Source organism: Mitsuaria sp. MSU3D (assembly GCF_056867975.1).
In genome coordinates this window covers 363,650-387,378 of the sequence record NZ_CP200314.1, presented here as the reverse complement: position 1 = coordinate 387,378, position 23,729 = coordinate 363,650, and the positions used below count along the sequence as shown (strand labels likewise).

Here is a 23,729-nt window from a genome sequence, read left to right as displayed (position 1 = left end):
GCTGGTTATTTCTGGACCTGGTATTCGGGCGCCGCCAGCACCATCAGCCAGGAGGCCTTGACGCGGTTCAGCTTGTTGGTATCGGTGTCGGCCTTGATCGTGGCGACGGCGGTGGCGATCGTGGTGATCGTGGCCTCCGAGATGTCGCCGCCGCCCATCAGCTGCGCCTGGCGCCGCACCAGCGCCGGGACGTCGGCGACCAGCGCGAGATCGGCGGTGTAATCGGGCTTCATGTCGCTGACGCCGTTGCCGATCAGGCCCTGCATGTAGTTCAGGTAGCCGGCGACGGTGCTCTCGTTGCAGAGCTGGAACTCGGGCGCGGTCACGTTGTTGGTGCCCAGCTGCGAGTTGGGCGGCACATAACCGGGCCGGAAGAAGTTGAAGACCGAGCCGCTGCGCATCGGGCTCTGCCCCAGGCGCGACGACGGGTTGCTGGTGTCGCCGACGGCCCAGAGGTCGCCGGGCGAGCTCAGGCCCACGGTGCGCGCCCACTGGATCATGCGCTGCAGCGGCTCGCGCAGCTTGCCGGCGCTGGGCGCGGTGGACCGCGTGCGGGCCTCGGTGTCGAGCAGGATCGCGCGGATCACCGCGCGCATGTCGCCGCGCACGCCCTTGCCGTTGTTGTCGAAGACCGCGGCGACGCGCTGCACGTAGGCGGGGCTCGGGTTCGAGGCCACCAGGCGCTGGATCAGTTGTCGGCCGATGAACGGGCCGACGTTGGGATGCGCGGTCAGCGTGTCCAGCGCGACCTTCATCGCGGCGGCGCCGTCGGCCGTCGCGGGGATGACGGCGTCCAGCACCTTCTTCTCGCCGGTGGAGAAGCGCGAGGCGTTCTGCCGCATCGGGCGCTTCATGTAGCTGAAGTCGAGGCCCTCCACGTCGGAGGAGTCGACGTCGAAGTCCCAGCCCGTGAACACGCGCGCCAGATCGGTGATCTGCTGCAGCGTGTAGGTGTCGACGGTCTTGCCGTTGACCATCTTGGGCGTGCCGTCGGCATTGAGCTGGTTCAGGCCGATGGTGAACAGCTGCATCACCTCGCGGGCGTAGTTCTCGTCGGGCTGGCGGCCGCTCTTCACGTCTTCCTTGCGGTTGCCGCGCATGGCCAGGTAGACGCCCATCGCCGGGGACAGCGTCACGCCCTCGATCAGCGCGCGGAAGCTGCCGAAGCAACGCTCTTCCAGCATGTCGACGTAGCCGGCGGTCGCGAATTGCGGCCACGCGATCGGCAGGCCGTTCATCGAGACGACGAAAATCTCCGACAAGGCCAGCACCACGCGCTGGCGCAACTGGTCGGGCGAGCCGATCAGCTTGCGCCACAGCGTCGCGTCGACACCGTCCAGGCTGTAGCGGTTGGCCTCGGCGCCCTTGCCCTTGGCCACGAGCCAGTCATAGTGGCTCTGCGTGCGCGGCGCGTCGAACTGCTGGTCCAGCCAGCGCGCGAAACCGACCGTCTTGACGCTGGTCAGGTCCGCCGCGCTGGCGGCAAAACCGGCCTGGCCGAGGAAGCGCGCCGCCTCGGGTTCGGTCGTGGGCACGTTGGTCTGGGGATCGCTGTCCGGGCCGGCGGTGCTGTCGCCGCCCCCACCGCCGCCGCCGCAGGCCGCGAGCAGTGCCGCAGCAGCGGCGGCCGCCAGGGCGGCCGTCGTGCCGACGGTGGTGGTGTCTTCAACGACGCGATCGTCGTCGGGCAGTGCGGGCGGTGCAAAGTGGGTAGTGGCGGCGGCAGTCATCTCGGCATCGGCTCCAGGCAGCGGATGCGGGATGGTGGCGAGGACCGGACTTCAATTCACCGTCATTCGTACAACTTGTGAAAGGCGCGGCAACAGGCTGTTGCGGCGTGATTTATTCACGAGTCGAACTTGTCGGGGTGGGATATGCGCGAGAAACGAACTGGAAATACATCGCCCGCGCGTGGCACATGAGATGCCTGGACTGCCATTTTCCTGCGCGCGGCACGTGTGGCGTGACTCCCTCCCCCGCTTGCGGGAGAGGGTAGGGGTGAGGGCCAGCGGCGGGGGCATTGCGCACTCTCCTGCGAGAAGCCAAGCGCGGGCGCTCCAGGGTGCAGGGGGCATCCCTCCGGGAACCCCCAGCACCCTTCCGGCCCCATCCGCTCTCGCTGCCCAGGGGCCTGGGGAGTACGTGTGGCAGGTCTTGCCACGAGTGGGGCCAGGTCTTGCTCAGATCAGCGTCACGCCGGTCTTGCTCTGCACGAACTCGCGGGTCACTTCGGGGGCGAGCTCGACCAGCTTCAGGCCCTGCGGAGTCACGTCCATCACGGCCAGGTCCGTGATGATGCGGTTGACCACGCCCACGCCCGTCAGCGGCAGCGTGCAGGTCGGGATGATCTTCAGGTCCTCGGTGCCGTCCTTCTTGCGGGCGACGTGCTCCATCAGCACGATCACGCGCTTGACGCCGGCGACCAGGTCCATCGCGCCGCCCATGCCCTTCACCATCTTGCCGGGGATCATCCAGTTGGCGAGGTCACCGTGCTCGCTGACCTGCATCGCGCCCAGGATGCTGAGGTTGATCTTGCCGCCGCGGATCATCGCGAAGCTGTCATGGCTGCCGAAGATGGACGAGCCAGGCATCGTCGTCACCGTCTGCTTGCCGGCGTTGATGAGGTCGGCGTCGACCTCGTCCTCCGTCGGGAACGGGCCGATGCCGAGCATGCCGTTCTCGCTCTGCAGCCACACTTCCTTGTCCGCCGGCACGAAGTTCGCCACCAGCGTCGGAATGCCGATGCCGAGATTCACGTAGAAGCCGTCTTCCAGTTCCTGCGCGGCACGTGCCGCCATCTGGTCTTGGGTCCAGGGCATGTCTCTCTCCTCAAGCCGCGGGGCGGATGGTGCGCTTCTCGATGCGCTTCTCAGGATTCGGGTTGTGCACGATGCGGTGCACGTAGATCCCGGGCAGATGGATGCTGTCGGGATCCAGCTCGCCGACCTCGACGACCTGCTCCACCTCCACCACCGTGACCTTGCCGGCCATCGCGCAGGCCGGATTGAAGTTGCGCGCCGTGCGCCGGAAGATCAGGTTGCCGCTCTTGTCGGCGATGTGCGCCTTGACCAGCGCCACATCCGGATTGAGCGCGCGCTCCATCACGTACTGATGGCCGTCGAACTCGCGGATCTCCTTGCCCTCGGCCACCAGCGTGCCGACGCCGGTGCGCGTGAAGAAGGCCGGGATGCCCGCGCCGCCGGCGCGCAGCTTCTCGGCCAGCGTGCCCTGCGGCGTGAACTCGAGTTCGAGCTCGCCCGCCAGGTACTGGCGCTCGAACTCCTTGTTCTCGCCGACGTAGCTGGAGATCATCTTCCTGATCTGCCGCGTCTCGAGCAGCTGGCCCAGGCCGAAGCCGTCCACGCCCGCGTTGTTGCTGATGACGGTCAGGCCCTTGGTGCCGCTGTCCCGCAGCGCCGCGATCAGCGCCTCCGGAATGCCGCACAGGCCGAAGCCGCCGACGGCCAGCAACTGGCCGTCCGCCACGATGCCGTCCAACGCCGCCTTGGCATTGGGGAAAAGCTTGTTCATCCGATGTCTCCTGCTTGCCGTTGATCCACGGGTTTCAGAACTGGTCCAGAACTGGTCGAGCAATCTACTACGTAAGGCATTAGGTAAGCGCTACGTAGAATTGATTAAGCATCCGCCGCTGCCTCCCCGCGCAGCCATCCCGCCACCGAGTCCCCGAAGGAAGCCCGATGACCCTGCCCCCGGACGCCCTGTCCCTGGACGCGCTGCGCGCGCAGATCCCGAAGATCTTCGCGCCCTGGATCGTCGCACTCGGCCTGGAGCCCGTCCATGCGGAAGATGGGCTGCTGCGATTGACGATGCCGGTCGCGCCCGAGCTGGTCCACGTCGGCGGCGTGATGTGCGGGCAGGCGTCGATGGCCGCGGCCGACACGGCGATGGTGTTGCTGATGATGCGAGAGCTGGGCGAGTTCCGCCCGATGACGACCGTCCAGCTGCAATCGACCTTCATCCGCCCGGTCTCCGGCGCCCGCTGCACGATCGAGGCGCGCCTGCTACGCCGCGGCAGGAACCTGGCGTTCGGGCAGATCGACCTGCTCGACGAGCAGGGCCGGCTGGCCGTGCAGTCGACGACGACCTACGCGCTGTTGTGACTGTTGCAGCCCGTTCCGACCTGCTTCCCATGAGCCTCGACTACCGCACCGCGTTCGACCAGGCCCCGATCGGGCTGGTGATTTCCGAGAACCGCCTGATCAAGGACTGCAACCGGCTGGTGCTGGAGATCTTCGGCGCGCAGCGCGAGCAGCTGATCGGCCACAGCTTCGCGCTGCTGTATCCAAGCCCCGTCGAATTCGAGCGCACCGGCGAGCGCATCGTCGCGAGCCTCGATGCCGCCGGCTATTACGCCGACGAGCGCGTGATGAAGCGCGTCGGCGGATCGCGCGCGGGCGAGCTGTTCTGGTGCCACGTGTCGGGCCGCGCGCTGGACCCGTCGCAGCCGCATGCGAGCGGCATCTGGAGTTTCGAGGACCTGTCCGCGACACGCCAGCTCAAGGCCGACCTCACGCCGCGCGAGCGCGAGATCGCCGCCCTGCTGATCGAAGGCCTCACCAGCAAGCTGATCGGCCGCAAGCTCGGCGTCAGCCCGCGCACGGTCGATGTGTACCGCGCACGCTTGATGAAGAAATACGGCGCGGCGAGCACGCCGGACCTTGTCCATCGCCTGCTCGTGTCATGAGATTCCTTGCGTGACGTATTGCCGGGCAAGGCCTGAAGCCTGGGAGAATTCACCTGGAATGCCCCCTTGGCAACAGGATGGAAACCTCGTTGCAAGCGCTCACAAGATCCTCAGAAGCACCGATGGATACGGCAATCGAGCAAGACGTGACCCCGGATAGGCGATTTCATCGATGATTTGCGGGGCAACCCGGGGATGCGCGCGTGATTTCTCACGCACAATACGCGCCGTCCGGCGTGAAGCCGGGCCTTAACCGCAGAGTCAAACGAATGAACAAGACTGAACTGATCGAACACCTGGCTTCCAAGCACGAACTGACCAAGGCCGAAGCTGGCCGCATCCTGGAAACGCTGCTGGACGCGGTGGTGTCCACGGTGAAGAAGGGTGGCGCTGTCTCCATCCCGGGCTTTGGCGCCTTCAAGCAACACGCCCGTGCCGCCCGCACCGGCGTGAACCCCAGCACCGGCGACAAGATCAAGATCGCCGCCGCCAAGCTGCCGAAGTTCACCCCGGGCGCCGGCTTCAAGGCCGCCGTGGACCCGAAGGCTGCCGCTCGCAAGGCTGCCGCCAAGCCGGCCAAGGCTGCCGCCAAGCCCGCCAAGAAGGCCGCCAAGAAGTAATCCACTTCTGGCGCACGCCGATCGCCAGGGTCGCTTCAGCGATCCGGGCGGTACCGAACAAACCCGGCTTCTGCCGGGTTTGTTTTTTTGCTCCTACAGTTCCGACATGTCCGCCCCCGCGCCCACCGCCGCGTCCGCCCCGACGCCCGCCCTTGCGCCCTCCCCGCGCGTGCTCTCGCTCATCCCCCCGATGACGCAGCTCAACACGCCCTACCCGTCCACCGCGTACCTGACGGGTTTCCTGCGCTCGCGCGGCTTCCAGGCGGCGCAGCGCGATCTGGCGCTGGCGCTGGTGCTCAAGCTGTTCTCCCGCGACGGCCTGACACGCGTGCGGGCCGCCGTGCAGGCGATCCCGCTGCCGGACCGCGGCATCGCGTCGCGCCATTTCGACGAGTCCTTCGACCGCTACTTCGCCACGATCGCGCCGGCGATCGCGTTCCTGCAGGGGCGCGACCCGACGCTGGCGCACCGCATCAACACACGGACTTTCCTGCCCGAAGGCGCTCGATTCCAGACGCTGGAGGTCTACGTCGCCGATGACGGCGAGGATCCGCTGGCCTGGGCCTTCGGCGCGCTGGGGCTGCAGGACCGCGCGCGGCACCTGGCGACGCTGTACCTGAACGACCTCGCCGACGTGCTGCGCGAATCGGTCGATCCGCGTTTCGAGTTCGTCCGTTACGCCGAGCAGCTGGCGACCAGCCAGCCGACCTTCGATCCGTTGCACGACGCGCTGAGCGCGCCGCCCAACCTTGTCGACGACCTGCTGCGCGAGCTGACGCTCGCCGCGATCGATGCGGAACAGCCCGACGTGGTGCTGCTCTCGGCGCCCTTCCCCGGCGCCGTCTACGCGGCGCTGCGCATCGGGCAGACGATCAAGCGCGAGCGGCCCCACATCAAGATCCTGTTCGGCGGCGGCTTCGTCAACACCGAGTTGCGCGAGCTGACCGAGCCGCGCCTCTTCGACTACGTGGACTTCGTGTCGCTGGACGCGGGCGAGCGGCCGCTGCTGGCGCTGCTCGATCACATCGCCGGCAAGCGCAGCCGGCAGCGGCTGGTGCGCTGCTTCATCCGCGAGGACGACGGCGAGGACGCGGAGCGCGCCGGAGGCACGCGGGCGGGCCAGGTCCGCTACATCAACTTCGTCGAGCCGGACGTCCCCTTCGAGGACGTCGGCACGCCGACCTGGGACGGTCTGCCGTTGCACGACTACCTGTCGCTGCTGGACATGCTGAACCCGATGAACCGGCTGTGGAGCGACGGCCGCTGGAACAAGCTGACCATCGCGCACGGCTGCTATTGGAAGAAGTGCAGCTTCTGCGACATCACGCTGGACTACATCTCGCGTTACGAGGCAGCCTCGGCGAAGACGCTGGTGGACCGCATCGAGGCGATCGTCGCGGAGACGGGCCAGACCGGCTTCCACTTCGTCGACGAGGCGGCACCGCCCAAGGTGCTGAAGGCGCTGGCGCAGGAGCTGATCGATCGCGGCGTGTCCATCAGCTGGTGGGGCAACGTGCGCTTCGAGAAGACCTTCACCCCCGAGCTCTGCCAGTTGCTCGCCGACAGCGGCTGCATCGCGATCAGCGGCGGGCTGGAGGTCGCGTCCGATCGACTGTTGAAGCTGATGCAGAAAGGCGTGTCCGTCGAGCAGGTGGCGCGCGTGACGCGCGCGTTCACCGAATCCGGCATCCTCGTCCACGCCTACCTGATGTACGGCTTCCCGACGCAGACGGTGCAGGACACCGTCGATGCGCTCGAGTACGTGCGCCAGCTCTTCGAGAACGGCTGCATCCAGAGCGGCTTCTTCCACCGCTTCGCCTGCACGGTGCACTCTCCGGTGGGACAGGACCCGAAAGCCTTCGGCGTCGAACTGCTGCCGCTGCCGCCGTCGCCGTTCGCGAAGAACGACGTCGGCTTCGTCGACCCCACCGGCACGGACCACGATGCCATGGGGGAAGCACTCAAGAAGGCGCTCTACAACTTCATGCACGGCATCGGCGTGGAGCAGGACGTGCGACGCTGGTTCAGCGTCAGGGTGCCGAAGCCCAAGGTGTCCAAGCAGTTCATCGCCGAGGCGTTGGACGCGTGAGGATGCCGGCGTCCGCGCTGCCAGGCGCGGGCTCTCCACGGTGCATGGGGGATCCCTCCAGGACCCCCAAGCACCATTCCGGCCCCACCATCACTCGCTGACTTCGGGCCTTGGTTGGCGCTGGTCAGCGCATGCCGGCGGGCGCGATCATCGTTGCGGCCGGGACCGCGTTCGTCGTGGGACCCGCACCAGGATCGGGCAAGCGCACCGGGCGGATGTCGAGCCGCACATCGAGCAGCGTGACGTCCTTCGCGTCGCCATCGGTGTCGATCCATCCCTGCGTGTCCGCACCGCGATAGAGCCGGAAGACAAAGCCGGTGCGGTCGCGATCGCCGGTGGCGTCGGGACGGATGCGCGCCGCCATCGCGCGCACCTCGGCCGCAGGCGAACTCAGCAGTTCAGTCATCGCCTGGACGATGCGGTTGTCGCCGAGGATGTCCGGCTGGAAGCTGTCCACCGGCCCGCGTGAGGAAGCAGCCCCTCCCTGCATCGAGGCACGGACCGGCACGGGGGATCCGGCGGCGGTCTTTCTGGGCGCCGGCATCGTGACGCCGGAGCGCAGGTCGTGGCGGTCGCCGTTGTCGAGGTAGCTGAGCCGCGCGCCGCGCACGTTGAACATGCCCAGCGACGGATCGCTGCGCGCATCGCGCAGGTCGACGAACAGCGCGCCTCGTCCGCCGATGACATCGATGCGATCGCCATGCACGACGGCGGCGCTGTTCTCCTCGACGCCGAGCCCGAAGCGGTAGCCCTTGGCCATCATCAGCGGCAGCATGCGGCCGATGCGCCCGCGCTTGAGGAAGTGCTGGTCGACGAACAGCTCGCTGCCGACGAAGCCGAGGCCCTGGTCGATCTCATGGCCCTCGCGCAGCGTGCCGCGCATGACCTCCATGACGTTGAGCGCATCGCGGAACATCACGCGGCTCATGATGGCCGCGCCGGCGCTGGTGCCCGCGACGACACCGCCGCGCCGATAGACATCCCAGATGGCATCGAGCATCGCCGTGCGCCGCCCGTCAGGCTGCAGCGTGTCGACGATGAAGCCCTGCGCGCCGCCCGAGAAGAAGACGGCATTGGAAGCGCGCACCTTCGCGATCAGCTCGGGGTCGTTGAGGTTCTTCTGCAGGTCGGCGCCTTCGAGTCGCGGCGCCACGGGGATGTGCTCGGCCTGCGCGCCGTGTTTCCTGAGCACGTCGATGATGAGCTTGGCGGAGAGCTCCGGATTGGCCGCGGCGGTGGCGAGCACGGCGAAATGCGCCTTGCCGGGGCCGCCGGCCTCCTGGACGATGCGCTGCCAGACAGCGTCGTTGTCCATGCGCAGCGCACCGCCGATGACGATGGCGGTCTGGGCCGAGGCGGCGCCGGCACCCAGCAACGCCGCCGCGGCGAGCAGCGCGCGGACCCGGATCGAGAGGAGTCGGAAGGCATGCATGCCGCCTATCTTGCATATCGCATGCCAGATGGGAAGCAGGCTCCACCTTCAACCTGGGGATACGAACGGGCATTACGGCCCGCCCTCCCCTGAACGGATGGGTATCGATCGGGGCGGACACCGCACGGCAGAAGCGGGCACGGGAGTGTCCGAGCGCGTCCCCTCCCTGTGGGATGACGCATGACAAGCGCGTTTCCATACTCGTCCACGGTCCGATCCGGGCCGAGGAGACACGCGATGACGACGAAGATGTACTCGAACGAGGACCTGAGACAAGGGCGGACCGATTTCAACCAGTTCGTCCCGGTGATCGCGCACGGCGACTCGTGGGGCTCTTTCGGCTCATTGCCGACCTGGCTGACGGGAAGCCTGTTCAACGCCCTGGACTTCGGCAAGGACGTCGGCATCGTCAACTACGCCATGCCGGGCCAGTTGCTGCGCGACCTGCCGGACGCGAAGAAGTTTTCGAAGTTCAATCAGGCGATGACGGCGAGAGGCGCGCCCAACTGGCGCGCGCTCATGATCTCAGGCGGCGGCAACGATCTGATCGACTGGATCCGCCGCAGCCCCGGCTTCGATCTCTCGCAGCGCATCCTGCGCCGGCAGGACGAGTGGCAGGACGCGAGTCTCGGCGTCGCGCGCTACCTGTCGCAGTCCGGCTGGACCAACCTCTGCGAGGAATTGATGGAGGCCTATGTGAAGCTGGACGCGCTGCGCGACGGCAACTTCGCCGGCATGGTCATCATCACGCATGTCTACGACTACATGACGCCGCGCTTTGCGCCGGTGATCGGCGGCGGATCGAACGCCTGGATGGCACCGGCGTTCGAGATGGCCGGCATTCCGAAGGGCGACTGGAACGCCGTGGCCCACGTGCTGGTGGACTGGTTCCACGACTTCCTCGAGCATCAGGTGAAGGCACGCATCGGCGGTTTCCTCGTGCTGGACACGCGCGGCGGCAGCACCCCGGCGGCGCCGGGCACGACCGGCGTCAGCAATGACTGGGCGAACGAGATCCATCTGACAGCACAGGGCTACAAGAAGCTCGCCGCGGCGACATGCAACGCCACCTTGACGGCCTTGGCCCAGACCTGGACGACCGGTGAAATCGCGGCGTCCGACACCCCACCGGCAGCGGCGGGACTCCGCGCGCTGGAGTCGGCGCTGCGCGAATCGGGACACGCGTCGCCGAAGTCCGCAAAGGCGATGAAGAAGGCGCCGGACGCTCCCGCGAAGAAGGGGAAGAAGACGGGGCAGAAGACGGGGCAGAAGACGGCGACGAAGGCGGCGACGAAGGGGGCGAAAAGGCCCCGCTGATGCCGATCGAAGCGGAGCTCCGCTTCTTCGCCATCGCCGGAAGCATCGTGACGGGGCGTGCTACCGGGTCGTCAACGCGGCGAACTCCTCCGGCGGAGACCGCGTTGCTACGCGGTCCGGCGCCGTCTACCGACGCGCCGGGTGAGCGAGCTCAGGCCCGACCCGCGAGATCGATCAATCGCTTGAACGCTGCAACGACGACCTCGTCGCCCAAGGCGAGCAGGTTGTCGCCGACATAGATCTCCGTCACTGCCCGACCCGGAGAGCCCATTTCGCGCGCGGCATTGAACAGCCAGAGGCCGTCGTTCTCGGCGATCGCGTTGCGCGCCTCCACGAGGCGTTGCACCTCGCCGTCCATGTGGACATGGAACATGTTCGCGTGCGGCGCGGTGGGATTGATCCGGAGGCCGTCGACCTGGCTCAACGCCTGGACCACCTGCGCCGTGCGCTCGAACAGGCGAGGCATCAGCGCCAGGCGCTCGTCCAGACGGCAGGCCGCCGATGCCGCGAGCGGCGCCAGTTGATAGATCGTTCCGCCCATGCGTCGCCGCCACAGGCGCGCCTGGGCCATGACGCGTTCCTCACCCGCGAGCAGCGCGCCCGAGAATCCGCCGAGCCCCTTGTAGGTCGAGACATAGACGGTGTCGAAGCCGGCGGCGAGATCGGCGTAGTCCTTCCCGTACCACGCGGCCGCCTCCCACAGGCGCGCGCCATCGAGGTGGAGTCTTGTGTCCGTCTCCATCCCCCAGGCCTTGATCGCGACCAGTTCCTCCCATGTGGGGGACTGCCCGCCGATCACGCGCGCCGGGAGTTCGAGCACCACGGCGGCCAAGACCTCCGCGGGCTGTTCCAGATCGCTCCTGTTGAGCGTCCGGTGGGACTGCCCGAGGAACGCCGCATGCAGCCCCATCACATGGGAATAGGCCTGTTCCTCTTCCGTTGCCAGATGGCAGGTCGCGTGCATGCCGAAGCGCTGCAGACGCTTGTCGTCCGCGTGGAGGCGCAAGGCGATCAGCTGCGCCATGACGCCGCTGGGCATGAAGACGGCGGCCGGCTTTCCCAACAGACCGGCGACGCGCTGCTCCAGCAGTGTGACTGCGCCACCGTCGCCGTACACGTCGGCAGCGACGTCGTTCGCCCGCGCCCAGGCCGCGACAGCTTCCAGATCCTCGGCGAACGATCGGGGCGCAAAACCTGACACCCACCGGGTGCAGCGCTTCTTCAGGGCTTGGATCTCAGAGGGCGTCATCGCTGTCTCGCTCGCGGCAACCGGATCGCGATTGAATCACGATCGCGGACTCGCGGACTCGCGGACTCGCAGCACGCGGCACGGGGCTCGACGAGGCGCCGTCTTTGCGCCTCGCCCCGCTCCGGTCCGCCTCGCCCCACACCGCCTGGCTTACAGCTTCGTGCCGCCGCTCGCGTCGACGATCTGCCCGGTGGTCCAGGCACCGTCCGGCCCCGCCAGGAAGGCGACCACGCCGGCCACGAATTCCGGCTTGCCGACGCCCGGCAGCGCCTGCACCTGCGCCAGCGTTTCCTTGCCGCCCGGCTCGTTGATCCAGGCGCTCATGCGGGTGTCGATGGCGCCGGGCGCCACGACGTTGACCGTGATGTTGCGCGGGCCCAGCTCAGCCGCCAGTTGCAGCGTCAACGCGTCCACAAAGCCCTTGCTCGCGGAGTAGGCCGTGATGCCCGGGAACGCGATACGCGTCGCCGCCGTGCCGATGTTGATGACGCGGCCGCCGTCGGGCATCACCGGCACCACGCCCTTCGTGACGTGGAACAGGCTGCGCATGTTGACGCTGACGAGGCGCTCGAAGTCCTCGACGCTGGTGTCGGCCAGGCCGGCGAACACGGCGATGCCGGCGTTGTTGACGAGGATGTCGACGCGCGGCAGCTTCAGCGCCGTCACGCGTTCGACCAGTTGCTGGCCGCCGTCGACGGCCGACAGGTCCGCCTGGACCACATGGGCCTTGCCGCCGGCAGCGCGCACCGACGCTGCCAGCGTTTCCACTTCATCGCGGCCGCTGCCGTAGTGCAGCACGACCTCCGCGCCGTCGGCGGCGAGACGCTGCGCGATGGCGGCGCCGATGCCGCGCGAGGCGCCGGTGACCAGGGCGATTTTTCCTGCAAGGGACTTGCTCATGATGTGCTCCAAATAGACCGATCGGTCAAAATAGGGGGAAAGAAAAGCCGCTCACGCGGCCGGTGGGAAATCGGGGTGGAGGGGCGGTGTTCAGCGGCGGATCACGCCCTGTCGAGCACCGCCGTCGCGAGCGCCACGGAGCGCTCCATCTGTTCGCGGCTGCGGCCCGCCTGTGCGGCCACGCGCAACCCGCTGGTCAGCGCAATCATCAGTTCGGCGAGCTCCGCCGACGGTGTCCTGTTGGCGATCGAGCCATCCCGCTGACCGCGCTCGACAGCTGCGCGCAGCATCTCGTGCGTGGCCTGCCAACGGCTCGTCAGCGCCCAGGCCAACGGTGCATCGGACAGGCCTTCCAGCAGGCCGCTGGTGACGATGCAATGCTTGTCGACGGGGTTGGGACTGCTGCAGCTGGCGACCATCGCCTCGAAGTACACCTCGATCGCCAGGCGGCCGGTCTCCGCGGCCTGCACTGCGGCGACCGTATGCGCAGCGCGTTGCACCGCGCAGTCGATGGCCTGCAGGTACATGGCCTGCTTGTCGCCGAAGGTGTTGTACAGGCTCTGCTTGCCCAGGCCGGTCGCTTCCTGCAGGAGCGCCAGGCTCGTGCTCGCATAGCCGTGCGTCGCGAAGACGTCGGTCAGACGCTCCAGGACTTCGGCTTCGGAAAAGCGGCGTTCGCGTGGCATGGGACGGATCCTACGGCGTATTGGACCGATCGGTCAATAGCCGTAGTTTCCGTCCGGTCTCACGCCGATCGCAGAGCTCACGCCTTCGACAGGTCCGTGTCCTTCAACGGCAGTTGCCGGATCCGCTTGCCGGTAGCCGCGAACACCGCGTTGAGCACGGCCGGCGCGGCCACCGCGATCGTCGGCTCGCCGACGCCGCCCCAGAAGCCGCCCGACGGCATGACGATCACCTCCACCGCCGGCATGTCGTACAGGCGCATGACGCCGTAGGTGTCGAAGTTGGTCTCCGCGATGGCGCCGTCCTTCACGGTGTTGCCGCCGAACAGTGCCGCGCCCAGCCCGTACACGAACGAACCCGCCACCTGCGCTTCCACCTGCTGCGGATTGACGACATGGCCGGGGTCGGTGGCCGCGACGATGCGGAGCACCTTGAGTTGCCCGTCCTTGACGGACACCTCCGCGACCGCGGCCGTGTAGCTGCCAAAGCCCATGTACTGCGCGATGCCGCGGAACACGCCCTTGGGCGCCGGCTTGCTCCAACCGGCGCGATCGGCCACGGCCTGCAGCACCGCCAGGTGCTTGGGCCGCTTGGCCATGTGCTGCTTGCGGAACTCGAAGGGATCCTTGCCGGCGGCGTGCGCGAGCTCGTCGATGAAGCACTCGCTGTAGATCGCGTTCTGGTTGGTGTTCACGCCGCGCCAGTAGCCGGGACGCACATGCGGATTGCGCATCGCGTGGTCGATCAGCAGGTGCGGCACCTCGTAGCCGAAGTGACCTTCCGGCGAATCCGCGAGCAGGCCCTGGAACACGGTCGCGTCGCCGTTGGCGGTGATCGCCTTCGGGTTGACGAAGGACGTGATGGACTGGCCGGCGATGCGCATGTGCAGCGCGGCGATGCGGCCCTGCCCATCGAGCGTCGCGCGCAGTCGGCACTGCGTCACCGGATGGAAGCGACCCTGGAGCATGTCCTCCTCGCGCGTCCACATCATCTTGACGGGCACGCCGGGGCGCTGCCTGGCGATGCGTACGGCCATCGCCAAGTAGTCCGTTGCGAGGCGGCGCCCGAAGCTGCCGCCAATGCGCATCGGGTGGACCTCGCAGGCGGTGATATCGAGCCCCGCGGCGTCGGCCACCGTCGCGAGCGCCGCTTCGGCCACCTGCGTCGGCGCCCAGACGTCGCAGCGCTGCGGCGTCCACTGCACGGTGGCGGACAGCGGCTCCATCGGCGCGTGGTTCTGGAACGGCGTGCCGTAGTCGGCCTCGATCACGCGGGAAGCGCCCTGCAGCTGCGCCTTCGCATCGCCCAGCCGGTTGCCGACGAAGGGCGTGTCGCCCTGCAGGCCCTCGCTGATCATCGCGGCGATGGAGGCGCTGCTGACCGACGCGTTCGGCCCCTTGTCCCAGACGATGGGCAAGGCGTCGAGCGCGCGCTTCGCTTGCCAGAAGCGGTCCGCGAGCACGGCGAGGGTGGCGTCGTCGACCTTGATCACGTCGCGCACGCCCGGCATCTTGAGCACGGCCTGCTTGTCGAAGCTCACCAGCGTGCCGCCATGGACGGGACAGGCCTTGGGCAGCGCGACGATCATCCCGGGCAGGCGCAGGTCCATGCCGTAGACCAGCGAGCCGTTGAGCTTGTCCGCGGTGTCGAGCCGCTTCAGCGGCTTGCCGGCGATGCGCCACTGCGACGGATCCTTGAGGACGACGTCCTCGGGGATCGGCAGCTTGTTCGCCGCTGCGGCGACGGCGCCGAAGGTGGTCTGGCGCTTGGAGGCCGCATGGCGGATCGTGCCGCTGTCCACGGTGCATTCGGCGACGGGCACGGCCCACTGCTGGGCGGCCGCGCTGACCAGCATCGAGCGCGCGGCCGCGCCGGCCTTGCGCACGTAGTCCTGCGAGCCGCGGATGCCGCGCGAGCCGCCGGTGCCCATGTCGCGCCACACACGGGCACGCGCCCGGTTGACGCCGGGCTTCACCAGCTCGAAGCGGACGTTGGCCCAGTTGCATTCGAGCTCCTCGGCCACGAGCTGCGCGAGCCCGGTCAAGGTGCCCTGCCCCATCTCCGCCCGCGCGATGCGGATGACGACGGACTCATCGGGATGAATCAGCAGCCAGGCCGTCACTTCGCCAGCCGGCGCCGCGCCCGACGACGGTGCCTGAGCCGGCGTCTGCGCTTGCGCCATCGCGCCGGTCACGGGCAGCGTGAACTCAAGAGCGAGGCCACCCGCCGCGAGGCCGGTCGCTTTCAGGAAATGGCGTCGCGTCGCGCCCGTCGCGGCGGCGTTGGTGGCTGCGGCGGCGTTGGTGGTTGCGGCGCTCATCGCTGGGCTCCCGCGCCGCGCAGGCGTTGGGCGGCCAGCTTGGTCGCGGCCAGCACCCGCGGATAGGTCCCGCAGCGGCAGATGTTGGTGATGCCCGTGCGGATGTCTTCATCGCTGGGATCGGGCGTCTGGGCGATCAGGGCGGCGGCGGCCATGATCATCCCGGGCTGGCAGTAGCCGCACTGCGCGACATCGAGTTCGGCCCAGGCCTCCTGCACGACCTTCAGCCGCGTCTGGCCCAGTCCCTCGATCGTCACGATCTTCGCGGTGGCCGGCACCGCGCTGGCCGGCATCACGCATGAGCGCAGCGCCGCGCCGTCCAGGTGCACCGTGCAGGCGCCGCACTGCGCGACGCCGCAGCCGTACTTCGTGCCGGTGAGCTGCAGCTCTTCGCGCAGCACCCACAGCAGCGGCGTGTCGCCGTCGACGTCCGCGCGCAGTTGCCGGTTGTTGACGTTCAGCTCGGTCATGGTCATGGCTTGCCTCCCTGTTCCAGGATCCAAGTGGAGAGCGCCTGGGCCTCCTCGGCGCTCACCTGCGGATTGGCGGGCATGGGCACGGGACCCCAGCGGCCCGAGCTGCCCTTGACGATGCGCGTGGCGAGGTCCGCGGCGACGCCGTCCTGCTTCGCGTACTTGGACGCGATGTCCTTGAACGACGGCCCGACGAGCCGCTTGTCGACGGCGTGGCAGGCCATGCAGTTCTTCTTCTGCGCGAGCGCGGGGTTGGCCAGGGCAAGACCCGGCACGGCGACCAGCAGCGCACAGCACGCGAGTGCGGACAGCTTCCTCATGAATGGCTTCTCCGAAGTGGCTTTTCGAGGCGGCGTTGGCGCCGTGCAGGCACTCTAGGCGCGAGAGCAGCCGCCCACAATGCGCGAAAGCCTGCTTTGGGCGGCGGGCGCCCCGCACCGCAGTGCACGGCGCGGAGACAGTGAATGCCCCAGCCGGAAGCCTCTCGGCATGCGTCTACCGGCACGACATCACGGGTAAAGCCTTCTGACGTGAAGGCGGCAGGCCGTCTGGTCGCTTGCTCGCCCTCGCTGCTCCATGGAAGGTCTGCAAAACCTGGTTCATCGGCCGGTACGGCGATTCCTGGCTTGCCTTCACAGCCTTTGCCGCAGAGTGACTTGCCAGGGGCTCACGACCAGCGCCAGTGCAGTCTCCATCGGCCAGCCAGGGGCGGTTTCGATCAGATGCAGCAGCGACCAAGCCAGGCCAAAGCAGTCATCAGGACCAAAGAGTCCGCAGAGTACCGTGGCCTCCGTGTCGGATACGGGCCTGCTGACCTGCTGCAATAGTCGCTCGAACATCTCCAACGTCGGCACTTCCGCCACGGCAGAGGCAGGGAGTGGCCCCAGCCCGACTATCGCTTCAACCGCTGCTTGCATTTGCGCTTCCTTCGTCGACGCTGGCCTGAACGCCTTCGTCATGCTCGCGTTAGTTTCCCAAAGCGGCTTCTCTATCGTCAGCCTGACTGGCGCAGGACGTCCCGCACGATGCGAACATGACCCGCTTCTACCGGCGAGTGGAACCCCAACTGACGTTCGATCAGGTGTGGTTTCCTATCCTGTTCGGCAACAACAGCCGCTACGTCCACATCGGCAATGTCTCCGATGGGTGCGTGACGGTCATGGACTTCGCGCGTTGGCCGGCGATTCACGAAACGCTGCTCAGCCATCGCACCGCCGACGGACGCGGGGTCGCTCTGTTGACCGTCAAGGGCAAGCCGGCGCGTGAACGATGAGTACGAAGGCACTCTCGCGGTTCGCGCTCGCCCCCATCCTCGCCTCGCTGCTTGCACTTACTCTGGCATGCGCCGGAGGACCCAAGGCCGCGGCCGAAGAAGATCGGAAGGCCGCGGCTGCGCTCAACCGCGACGGTGACCGCGCCTATCAAGAAGGTCGATTCGACAAGGCGCTGAAGGCCTACATGAACTCGTATCCCAACCACGCGACTTCGCACGCCTACCTGATGGCCGGCGACGCCTACTGGCGAGCTGTTCTTGCGGCCAACCAGACGCTGGCGTCGTCGAAGGGAAAGGATGCCTGTCCGCTGACAAACGCCTACTTCGCGCAAGACGCAGGTCGAAGCCTGGATCAGTACTACCGCCCCGGATTGGCGTTGATCGACAAGGAACCTGCCGACGCCAAGGGTGTGATTCAACTTCGCGAGCGCTCGCGTACAGCAGCGAGCTGCCTGGCCGCCGTTCAGGCGAAATATGCAGCGTTGCCCAAGACTGCCTGCGTGGACCTGCGTGACGTCGCCTCGTGTGTGGGCGAGCCGCTCAAGCCCTAAGGTCAGGTGTTGTTCGACCTGCTCAGGTTCTTGCTTTCGCTCCTGCCACGGTCACGGTAGCGCAGTGACCATTCCGAAGTTCAGCCGCAGCCCAGTACCCGAGCGCCACCACGCTGATCCCCGCGCCGAGCAAGCACACCGCCGTCCATCCCCCCATGGCATAAACCATCGTCGATGCCATCGCCCCTGCCCCGCTGCCGACAGCATAGAACAGCATGTAGCAAGCGATGAGCCGCCCGTGCGAGTCTGCCGGCCCGCGCAGGATCAGGGCCTGGTTGATGACATGCAACGCCTGGCACCCCAGGTCGAGCACGACGACGCCCGCCATCACCCACCACAGCGACGCTCCCATCCCCGCCAACGGCGCCCACGCGAGCACCATCAGCAACAGCGCACCGGCGCTCGCCTGTCGGCTCCAGCCGCGGTCGACCCACCGCCCTGCCCTGCCGGCAGCCAACGCCCCGACCGCACCCAGCAGCCCGAACGCCCCAACCGCCGAATGCGAGAGCGAATACGGCGCGGCGGTCAACGGCAGCGACAGCGCACTCCAGAAGACGTTGAACGCGGCGAAGAGCAGCAGGCCGAGGATGCCGCGGCGAAGGAGCACGCGATCCGTTCCCAGCAGCGCCAGCGTCGAGCCGACCAACTGCGGATAGCTCAAGCTCGACCGGGTCGTGGGCAGCGACGGGAACCGTCGCCAAGCCACGATTCCGACACCCGCAACCACGGCCGCGGATGCCAGATAGACGCCTCGCCATCCGAGCAGATCCGCGATGCCGCCTGCCCAGACGCGGGCCATCAACAATCCGATGACCACGCCGCCTTGCGTGGCGCCCACCACGCGTCCGCGTTCACGCGGCGCCGCGGCGCTGGCCGCATACGCCAGGATGCCCTGTGTCATCGCCGTGCCCAGCGCGCCGACGAGCACCGTCGCGCCCATCAGCAAGACGTAGTGGCCGGCCATGGCGACCGCCAGCAGGGACAGCACGAGCCCGATCAACTGCAGCCGCATCAGCCGGCCTCTGGCGTACCGGTCACCGAGCGGCACCACCAGCAGCAGTGCCAGCACCGACCCGACCTGCGTCGCCGTCACGATCGAGCCGATGGCACCCGGCGCCACGTTGAAGTCGGTCGCCAGACTGTCGAGCAGCGGCTGAGCGAGATAGACGTTGGAGACGCTGACGCCGCCCGTGACGGCGAACAGCACGAGCTGCCGCGCGGGCATCGATTCTGAAGACGAGCCCGTGGACGAAGGATCTGGCATGGCGCTACTGGTTTTGTTTTGAAACCAGTCCAGCATATCAGCTGGTTTTAAAATGCAACCTGATGACCTGACCTGCCGATAGGAGATCGAGATGGCCGAGCGCAAACGCATGAACGACGCGACGTGTCCTGTGGCCCGCGCGGTGGACATCGTGGGGGACCGGTGGTCGCTGCTCATCGTGCGGGATGCCTTCGATGGCATCACCCGCTTCGGAGACTTCCAGACCAGCCTGGGGGTCGCGAAGAACATCCTCGCGACACGCCTGAAGACGCTGGTCGCTGACGGCGTGCTGGAGGTCCAGCCTGCAACGGACGGATCGGCCTACCAGCAGTACGTGCTGACCGCCAAGGGAGAGACGCTCTTCCCGATCGTGGTGGCGCTACGCCAGTGGGGCGAGGACCATCTGTTCCGCCGCGGCGAACGTCATTCGCGCCTGGTGGAGAAGCAGACGGGGCAGCCGGTCGGCAGGCTGACGGTCACGAACAAGCGCGGTGAGGCCTCAGGCTTCGACGACTTCGAGGTCGTGGGCAAGACCTGACCCGAGGCCTGCTCATCTGCCAACCAGCTTGAAGTCGAAGTTGATCGACAGCTTGTTGTCCCCGGCCTTCACCGCGTCGATCTTGAGCGCCTGCACTTCCCCCTGCATGCGGCTCCCTGAGCCCTTGAGCATCTCCTCGACCGCCTTCTTCACATCGAACTCGACGGCACCAGGCAACGCTGGCGCGAGGCCCAGGTTCAAGAGGTTGCGCGTGTTGGGATCTTCCACCTCGTCCACGCGGATCTCGGTCAAGCGCACAACGTGACCCTGCGCGACCGGAGCCGCTGACACTGTCGCCCAGCTCGCCAACCCGACGCCAAGGCAGTCCCGTCCCGAGGGAACACCCAGCTTGCTGCTGAGATGGACCCGGATGACCACTCGCCCGCTCTGGAGCGACACCTTGGGATCCTCGAGATAGGCGTAGCAGGCGCCCTTCTGCAGATAGAGCCGCCCTTCTTCCCTGAACAGTCCTTCGATCAGCAGCGACTGGACCGCCGACTGCTCCAGGACGATCTCCGCGCACCGACCGATACCGGGCACGCCGAGCAACGCGGCGGCGAGGCTTCCACAGATGAGGAGTTTCTTCATGATCTCCCCAGTCTGCCACGTCACACGGAAACGGCGTCCCAACGAAAAAAGGCCGTGGCATGCCGCCACGGCCTTCGTGTCGAGGAACGGGCGCGCGAAGCGCCCGTCCCGTTCAACCCATCACAGCGTCCGCAGCCACGCCAGCAGCGCGTCGCGATCCGCCTTGGACAGCTGCTCGAAGCGCTGACGCGACTTCTCGCCTTCGCCGCCGTGCCACAGGATGGCTTCGGTCAGGTTGCGGGCGCGGCCGTCATGCAGGTAGCCGACCGGTTGACCCTGGGCCACCTTCTCGGTGTAGCCGATGCCCCAGAGAGCCGTCGTGCGCCACATCGCGCCTTGCGCCTGGCCTTCCGGCAGGTTGTCCGCCAGGGCCGGGCCCATGTCGTGCAGCAGCAGGTCGGTGAACGGGCGGATCGTCTGGTCGCGCAGTTCCGCGAACGGATGGTTCTTGCCCGTCTTCATCTCCGCCGTGTGGCACGCCGCGCAACGCAGCGCGTCGAACACCTTGCGGCCGTTGGCCACCTGGACCGCATCCACGCGATGCTCTTCCGTCGGCGCCACACCCTTCGGGAATCCGCTCGGGATGCTCCGTTGGGCCGGCACGGCCAGCAGCTGCATGTACTGCGTCAGCGCGGTCAGATCGGCTTCCTGGATGCCCTTCTGCGCCGGCGCCGTGCGGCAACCCTGCGGGTCGGTCGCGCAGCTGCGGTTCGGGTACACCGGCGAGGTCACCGACATGTCGTTCAGCAGCGCGTTGGCCACCTGGTGACGGATGCTGGCCTTGGACGCCTTCCAGCCGAAGCGGCCCAGACGCGTCGCGCCGGTCTCCGGATCGAAGGTGTAGTTGGCCTTGCCCACCACGCCGTCCTGGTCCGGCGACGTGCGCGCACGGGCCAGGATGTCCGCTTCAGGCACCGCTTCCAGCAGGCCGACACCCAGCAGCGGCAGGGCGGCGCGCGCCGACCACAGCTGCGGCGTGGGACCGTCGAAGGCGAACTTCGGCTTGCGCAGCTCGATCTTCGTGCCGTCCGACAGCGTGACGCTGCTGGTCTCGAAGCCCGCGACCTTGACCGCGTTGCCCCAGTCCTGCGGCGCGCCCGTGGACGACGTCGAGTTCATCTGGATGGCCGAGCCGTAGCGCGGGTCCGGACGGATCGAGCCGTCGGCGGCCTTGACCGCGACGTGGAAGGCCATCTTGTCCAGGCGCTGGTCCACCGTGAACGGCGCGGGACTGCGACCGTTGTTGGTGTGGCACTGCACGCAGGCCGTGGCGTTGAAGCGCGTCCCCGCCAGGTTCTGGATCGAGGTCATCGGATCGTTGCCCGGCTCGATGTGCTGCCCGGTCACGAAGCTGCTGTGCACCGCGCGGCGGCCTTCAACGAAGCGCTGCAGGTTCTGCATGCCGATGTTGTTGAAGGGCTGCTGGAACATGCGCCAGCCTTCGTCCGAGTAGTTGTACGACACGGACCCGATGCCGCCCGACAGGACGGCATCCGGCAGCGGCACGCTGTTCAGGCGCGGCTGCACGCCGTACCACGGACGCAGGCCGGTGCCCATGACGTAGATGACTTCGCTGGTGTAGTAGCGGTAGTCGCCCTTGTCGCCGATCGCGTCCATCGCGGCGCGGCTGGAGAAGAACGAGCCCGTGAACTCGATCGCCTCGCCCAGCTGCAGCGGACGCGCCGGGATGTTGACGCCGTTGGGCACCAGCACGCCGTTGGCGTTGGGCGCCAGGTCGGTGTGACCCGGCATGTTGTCCAGCACCACGGAGCAGCCGTCGTTCGCGCCGATCACGCCCTTGAAGCCCGAGTTGGGGTTGGCCAGCGCGTTCTGTGGCGGCTTGGGCACGACCGGGCAGGAGGTCTTGTCGACGAATCCGTCCGTGTAGGTGGTCGGGTCCAGCAGCTGGCCCGGCGACATCCAGCCGTAGCCGGTGACGTTCGGGTCGTCGATGCGGCGGAAGAAGGAGTGGCCGCCGCCGCGCTGCGCCTGCGGGAAGTACTGGTTGACGATCAGTCGCGGCTTGGTGACGCCCGCGACGCGGCTGTTGTCGATGAACTCCACGCCCCACGTGCGATTCTTGAAGTAGTTCGCGACGAAGTTCATGTAGTTGCCCGGGCCCTTGTCCACCGGGTTGCCGTTGGCATCCACGGTTTCATTGGGGCCGAAGCCGATCTCGTTCCAGTCCTCGCCGCGCTCGCGACCGTGACGGCCGACGCCGCGCTGGCCGAAGCGCGTGATCAGCGTGCCGTCGGGCAGCGTGATCTGGATCTGCTCGATCGGGGCCTGCGGGTTGTACAGCGGGCCCACGTTCGCGCCGTTGGCCGGGAAGGCGAACGGCGTCGTGGTCGTCGTCGGGATGCTGTTGTCGCTGCCGACGGTCTTGAACTCGACCTCGAACAGCGAGTAGCCGTAGTTCGTCGCCCGGGTCACGCCCTGGATGCGGACGAAGCGCGTCTTCACGCCGAGGTTGAAGTACTCCTCGGTGCCGCCCTTGCCGGCCGGCTGGTTGCGCAGACGGGTCCAGGTCTTGCCGTCGTCCGAGATCTGGATCTCGTAGGCCTTGCCGTAGGCGTTCTCCCAGACCAGCTTCATGTAGCCCAGCGCTTGCGCCGTGCCGAAGTCGTACTGGATCCAGGCGCCGTCTTCCGGCTTGGACGCCCAGCGCGAGGCCAGGTTGCCGTCGATCGTGTTCTTCGCGGACAGGCCGTCGTTCTCCGGCGTCGACGAGATCGCCGCCACGGGCTTGATCGCCACGCCCGGCTTGCTCGTGTCACCCACGGGCTCCGTCGGCTGCGTGGGCGTGGTCGGATCGGTGGGGGTGGTCGGCGTCGTCGGATCGGTGGGATTCGTCGGCGTGGTCGGGTCCGTCGGGGTGGTCGGCGGGACCGGCGTGCCGGTGAAGGCCTGGATCTCGAAGATCGAGTAGCCGTACTGGGTCGAGCGCGTCACGCCCTGCACGCGCAGGTAGCGGCCCTGGCCGCCGAGGTCCTTCAGGTCCTCGACGCCGCCCGGGCTGTTCTCGACCGTCTTGATCGTGGTCCAGGTCTTGTTGTCCTCGGACGTCTGCAGCAGGTACTTCTTCGCGTGGGCGTTTTCCCAGTTGATGCGGACCCGCGTGATGGTGACGCTGCTGCCGTAGTCCAGCGTCAGCCATTCGTTGTCGGTGAACGCGGAGCCCCAGCGGCTGTTGTCGTCCTTGTCGATGGCCTTGGCGCCGTTCAGGTCGCCGCGCTCCATCGAGCTGCCGGTGGCGGAGACGGGCGTGAGCGCCGTCTCCGTGCCGCTGTCGCCGGCCATGCGCTTGGCGCGTGCCGCGGAATCGGCGCTGCCGCCGCTGTCATCCGAGGCGATCTGGACGCTGCCGTCCTGCTGGCCGTTGCCGCCGCCGCATGCGGCAAGCAGCGCACTGCCCAGCAGGGCAGGGACAAACGCCCTGCCCATCAAGATGCCGAGTTGCTTGAACTCCATGGTGGTTCCCTCCCGTGCCTGTGGGTGCGATCGGTGCCGCGGAGGGTGGTGTCCGCGGCCGCTCTCATGTGGACCTGGTCTGGTCCGGCGCACGTGCCGCCCATCGGCACGCGTCGCAGCTTGTCCCTCCTGAGAGGGGCAGGCGGCGGCAGTGTCCGCGTTTGTTTTGCCGGGCGGCAAGTTTTAATGTGTGTCGAATTGATGCCCCTCTTGATGCCGGCGCAACGGTATCGATACCAACGCACCAAGACGGGC

General features: G+C 67.6%; 22 protein-coding genes. 8 read left to right on the top strand and 14 right to left on the bottom strand.

The window, feature by feature from the left end; all coding sequences use genetic code 11:
• Positions 1-5: 5 nt before the first annotated feature.
• The 3 genes from AC1VNM_RS01845 to AC1VNM_RS01835 form a co-directional block, all read right to left on the bottom strand.
• Positions 6-1,730: a DUF1800 domain-containing protein gene (locus tag AC1VNM_RS01845; protein ID WP_483105668.1), complete on the bottom strand. Its 1,725-nt coding sequence runs from the start codon at positions 1,728-1,730 to the stop codon at positions 6-8.
• 450 nt (positions 1,731-2,180) lie between these two features.
• The gene (locus tag AC1VNM_RS01840; RefSeq protein WP_483105667.1) at positions 2,181-2,819 is read right to left on the bottom strand and encodes a CoA transferase subunit B; all 639 of its coding nucleotides are present in this window, start codon (positions 2,817-2,819) and stop codon (positions 2,181-2,183) included.
• 10 nt (positions 2,820-2,829) lie between these two features.
• Complete coding sequence (locus tag AC1VNM_RS01835; RefSeq protein WP_377156275.1) at positions 2,830-3,531, bottom strand: CoA transferase subunit A; 702 nt, start codon at positions 3,529-3,531, stop codon at positions 2,830-2,832.
• A 167-nt stretch (positions 3,532-3,698) separates the two neighbouring features.
• Between AC1VNM_RS01835 and AC1VNM_RS01830 the strand changes: the two genes are divergently transcribed.
• The 4 genes from AC1VNM_RS01830 (at position 3,699) to AC1VNM_RS01815 (ending at position 7,414) form a co-directional block, all read left to right on the top strand.
• The gene (locus tag AC1VNM_RS01830) at positions 3,699-4,121 is read left to right on the top strand and encodes a PaaI family thioesterase (RefSeq protein WP_483105666.1); all 423 of its coding nucleotides are present in this window, start codon (positions 3,699-3,701) and stop codon (positions 4,119-4,121) included.
• 29 nt (positions 4,122-4,150) lie between these two features.
• A complete protein-coding gene (locus AC1VNM_RS01825) occupies positions 4,151-4,705 on the top strand; it encodes a LuxR C-terminal-related transcriptional regulator (RefSeq protein ID WP_377156278.1) in 555 nt (184 codons plus the stop codon).
• 269 nt (positions 4,706-4,974) lie between these two features.
• Positions 4,975-5,325 carry an HU family DNA-binding protein gene (locus AC1VNM_RS01820; RefSeq protein ID WP_377156279.1) on the top strand — a complete coding sequence of 117 codons (351 nt, stop codon included), beginning with the start codon at positions 4,975-4,977 and terminating at the stop codon, positions 5,323-5,325.
• 106 nt (positions 5,326-5,431) lie between these two features.
• The gene (locus AC1VNM_RS01815) at positions 5,432-7,414 is read left to right on the top strand and encodes a B12-binding domain-containing radical SAM protein (RefSeq protein ID WP_483105665.1); all 1,983 of its coding nucleotides are present in this window, start codon (positions 5,432-5,434) and stop codon (positions 7,412-7,414) included.
• Between the two features lie 124 nt (positions 7,415-7,538).
• Here AC1VNM_RS01815 and AC1VNM_RS01810 read toward each other — a convergent pair whose 3' ends face one another.
• On the bottom strand, positions 7,539-8,846 hold the full coding sequence (locus AC1VNM_RS01810; RefSeq protein ID WP_377156282.1) for a cyanophycinase: 1,308 nt from the start codon (positions 8,844-8,846) through the stop codon (positions 7,539-7,541).
• A gap of 237 nt (positions 8,847-9,083) precedes the next feature.
• Between AC1VNM_RS01810 and AC1VNM_RS01805 the strand changes: the two genes are divergently transcribed.
• Positions 9,084-10,163, top strand: coding sequence for a hypothetical protein (locus AC1VNM_RS01805; protein WP_483105664.1), 1,080 nt, complete (start codon positions 9,084-9,086; stop codon positions 10,161-10,163).
• 151 nt (positions 10,164-10,314) lie between these two features.
• Here the strand turns inward: AC1VNM_RS01805 and AC1VNM_RS01800 are convergent, their stop codons facing one another.
• The 7 genes from AC1VNM_RS01800 to AC1VNM_RS01770 all read right to left on the bottom strand — a co-directional run bounded on the left by AC1VNM_RS01800 (position 10,315) and on the right by AC1VNM_RS01770 (position 16,748).
• Positions 10,315-11,412 (bottom strand): threonine aldolase family protein, encoded by a 1,098-nt coding sequence (locus AC1VNM_RS01800; RefSeq protein ID WP_483105663.1) that lies wholly within the window; start codon positions 11,410-11,412, stop codon positions 10,315-10,317.
• Between the two features lie 150 nt (positions 11,413-11,562).
• The gene (locus AC1VNM_RS01795) at positions 11,563-12,312 is read right to left on the bottom strand and encodes an SDR family NAD(P)-dependent oxidoreductase (RefSeq protein WP_377156288.1); all 750 of its coding nucleotides are present in this window, start codon (positions 12,310-12,312) and stop codon (positions 11,563-11,565) included.
• A 101-nt stretch (positions 12,313-12,413) separates the two neighbouring features.
• Positions 12,414-12,998: a TetR/AcrR family transcriptional regulator gene (locus tag AC1VNM_RS01790; RefSeq protein WP_483105662.1), complete on the bottom strand. Its 585-nt coding sequence runs from the start codon at positions 12,996-12,998 to the stop codon at positions 12,414-12,416.
• 77 nt (positions 12,999-13,075) lie between these two features.
• Positions 13,076-15,316 (bottom strand): xanthine dehydrogenase family protein molybdopterin-binding subunit, encoded by a 2,241-nt coding sequence (locus tag AC1VNM_RS01785; protein ID WP_483105661.1) that lies wholly within the window; start codon positions 15,314-15,316, stop codon positions 13,076-13,078.
• The gene (locus AC1VNM_RS01780) at positions 15,313-15,786 is read right to left on the bottom strand and encodes a (2Fe-2S)-binding protein (protein WP_331617973.1); all 474 of its coding nucleotides are present in this window, start codon (positions 15,784-15,786) and stop codon (positions 15,313-15,315) included. Before AC1VNM_RS01780 ends, AC1VNM_RS01785 begins: the two co-directional genes overlap by 4 nt.
• A 2-nt stretch (positions 15,787-15,788) precedes the next feature.
• A complete protein-coding gene (locus AC1VNM_RS01775) occupies positions 15,789-16,109 on the bottom strand; it encodes a c-type cytochrome (protein ID WP_483105660.1) in 321 nt (106 codons plus the stop codon).
• Between the two features lie 312 nt (positions 16,110-16,421).
• A complete protein-coding gene (locus AC1VNM_RS01770) occupies positions 16,422-16,748 on the bottom strand; it encodes a hypothetical protein (protein WP_483105659.1) in 327 nt (108 codons plus the stop codon).
• A gap of 74 nt (positions 16,749-16,822) precedes the next feature.
• Between AC1VNM_RS01770 and AC1VNM_RS01765 the strand changes: the two genes are divergently transcribed.
• The gene (locus AC1VNM_RS01765) at positions 16,823-17,062 is read left to right on the top strand and encodes a hypothetical protein (RefSeq protein ID WP_483105658.1); all 240 of its coding nucleotides are present in this window, start codon (positions 16,823-16,825) and stop codon (positions 17,060-17,062) included.
• Positions 17,059-17,613, top strand: coding sequence for a hypothetical protein (locus AC1VNM_RS01760; RefSeq protein WP_483105657.1), 555 nt, complete (start codon positions 17,059-17,061; stop codon positions 17,611-17,613). The genes AC1VNM_RS01765 and AC1VNM_RS01760 overlap by 4 nt, the downstream gene beginning before the upstream one ends.
• A 22-nt stretch (positions 17,614-17,635) precedes the next feature.
• Here AC1VNM_RS01760 and AC1VNM_RS01755 read toward each other — a convergent pair whose 3' ends face one another.
• Complete coding sequence (locus AC1VNM_RS01755) at positions 17,636-18,877, bottom strand: MFS transporter (protein WP_483109219.1); 1,242 nt, start codon at positions 18,875-18,877, stop codon at positions 17,636-17,638.
• 91 nt (positions 18,878-18,968) lie between these two features.
• Between AC1VNM_RS01755 and AC1VNM_RS01750 the strand changes: the two genes are divergently transcribed.
• Entirely contained in the window at positions 18,969-19,415 is a 447-nt protein-coding gene (locus AC1VNM_RS01750) for a winged helix-turn-helix transcriptional regulator (protein ID WP_483105656.1), read from the top strand.
• A 12-nt stretch (positions 19,416-19,427) separates the two neighbouring features.
• On the opposite strand, the gene AC1VNM_RS01745 is transcribed toward AC1VNM_RS01750, so the two are convergent.
• Positions 19,428-20,003, bottom strand: coding sequence for a hypothetical protein (locus tag AC1VNM_RS01745; RefSeq protein ID WP_483105655.1), 576 nt, complete (start codon positions 20,001-20,003; stop codon positions 19,428-19,430).
• Positions 20,004-20,123: 120 nt separating this feature from the next.
• The gene (locus tag AC1VNM_RS01740; protein WP_377156303.1) at positions 20,124-23,474 is read right to left on the bottom strand and encodes a di-heme oxidoredictase family protein; all 3,351 of its coding nucleotides are present in this window, start codon (positions 23,472-23,474) and stop codon (positions 20,124-20,126) included.
• Positions 23,475-23,729 lie beyond the last annotated feature (255 nt).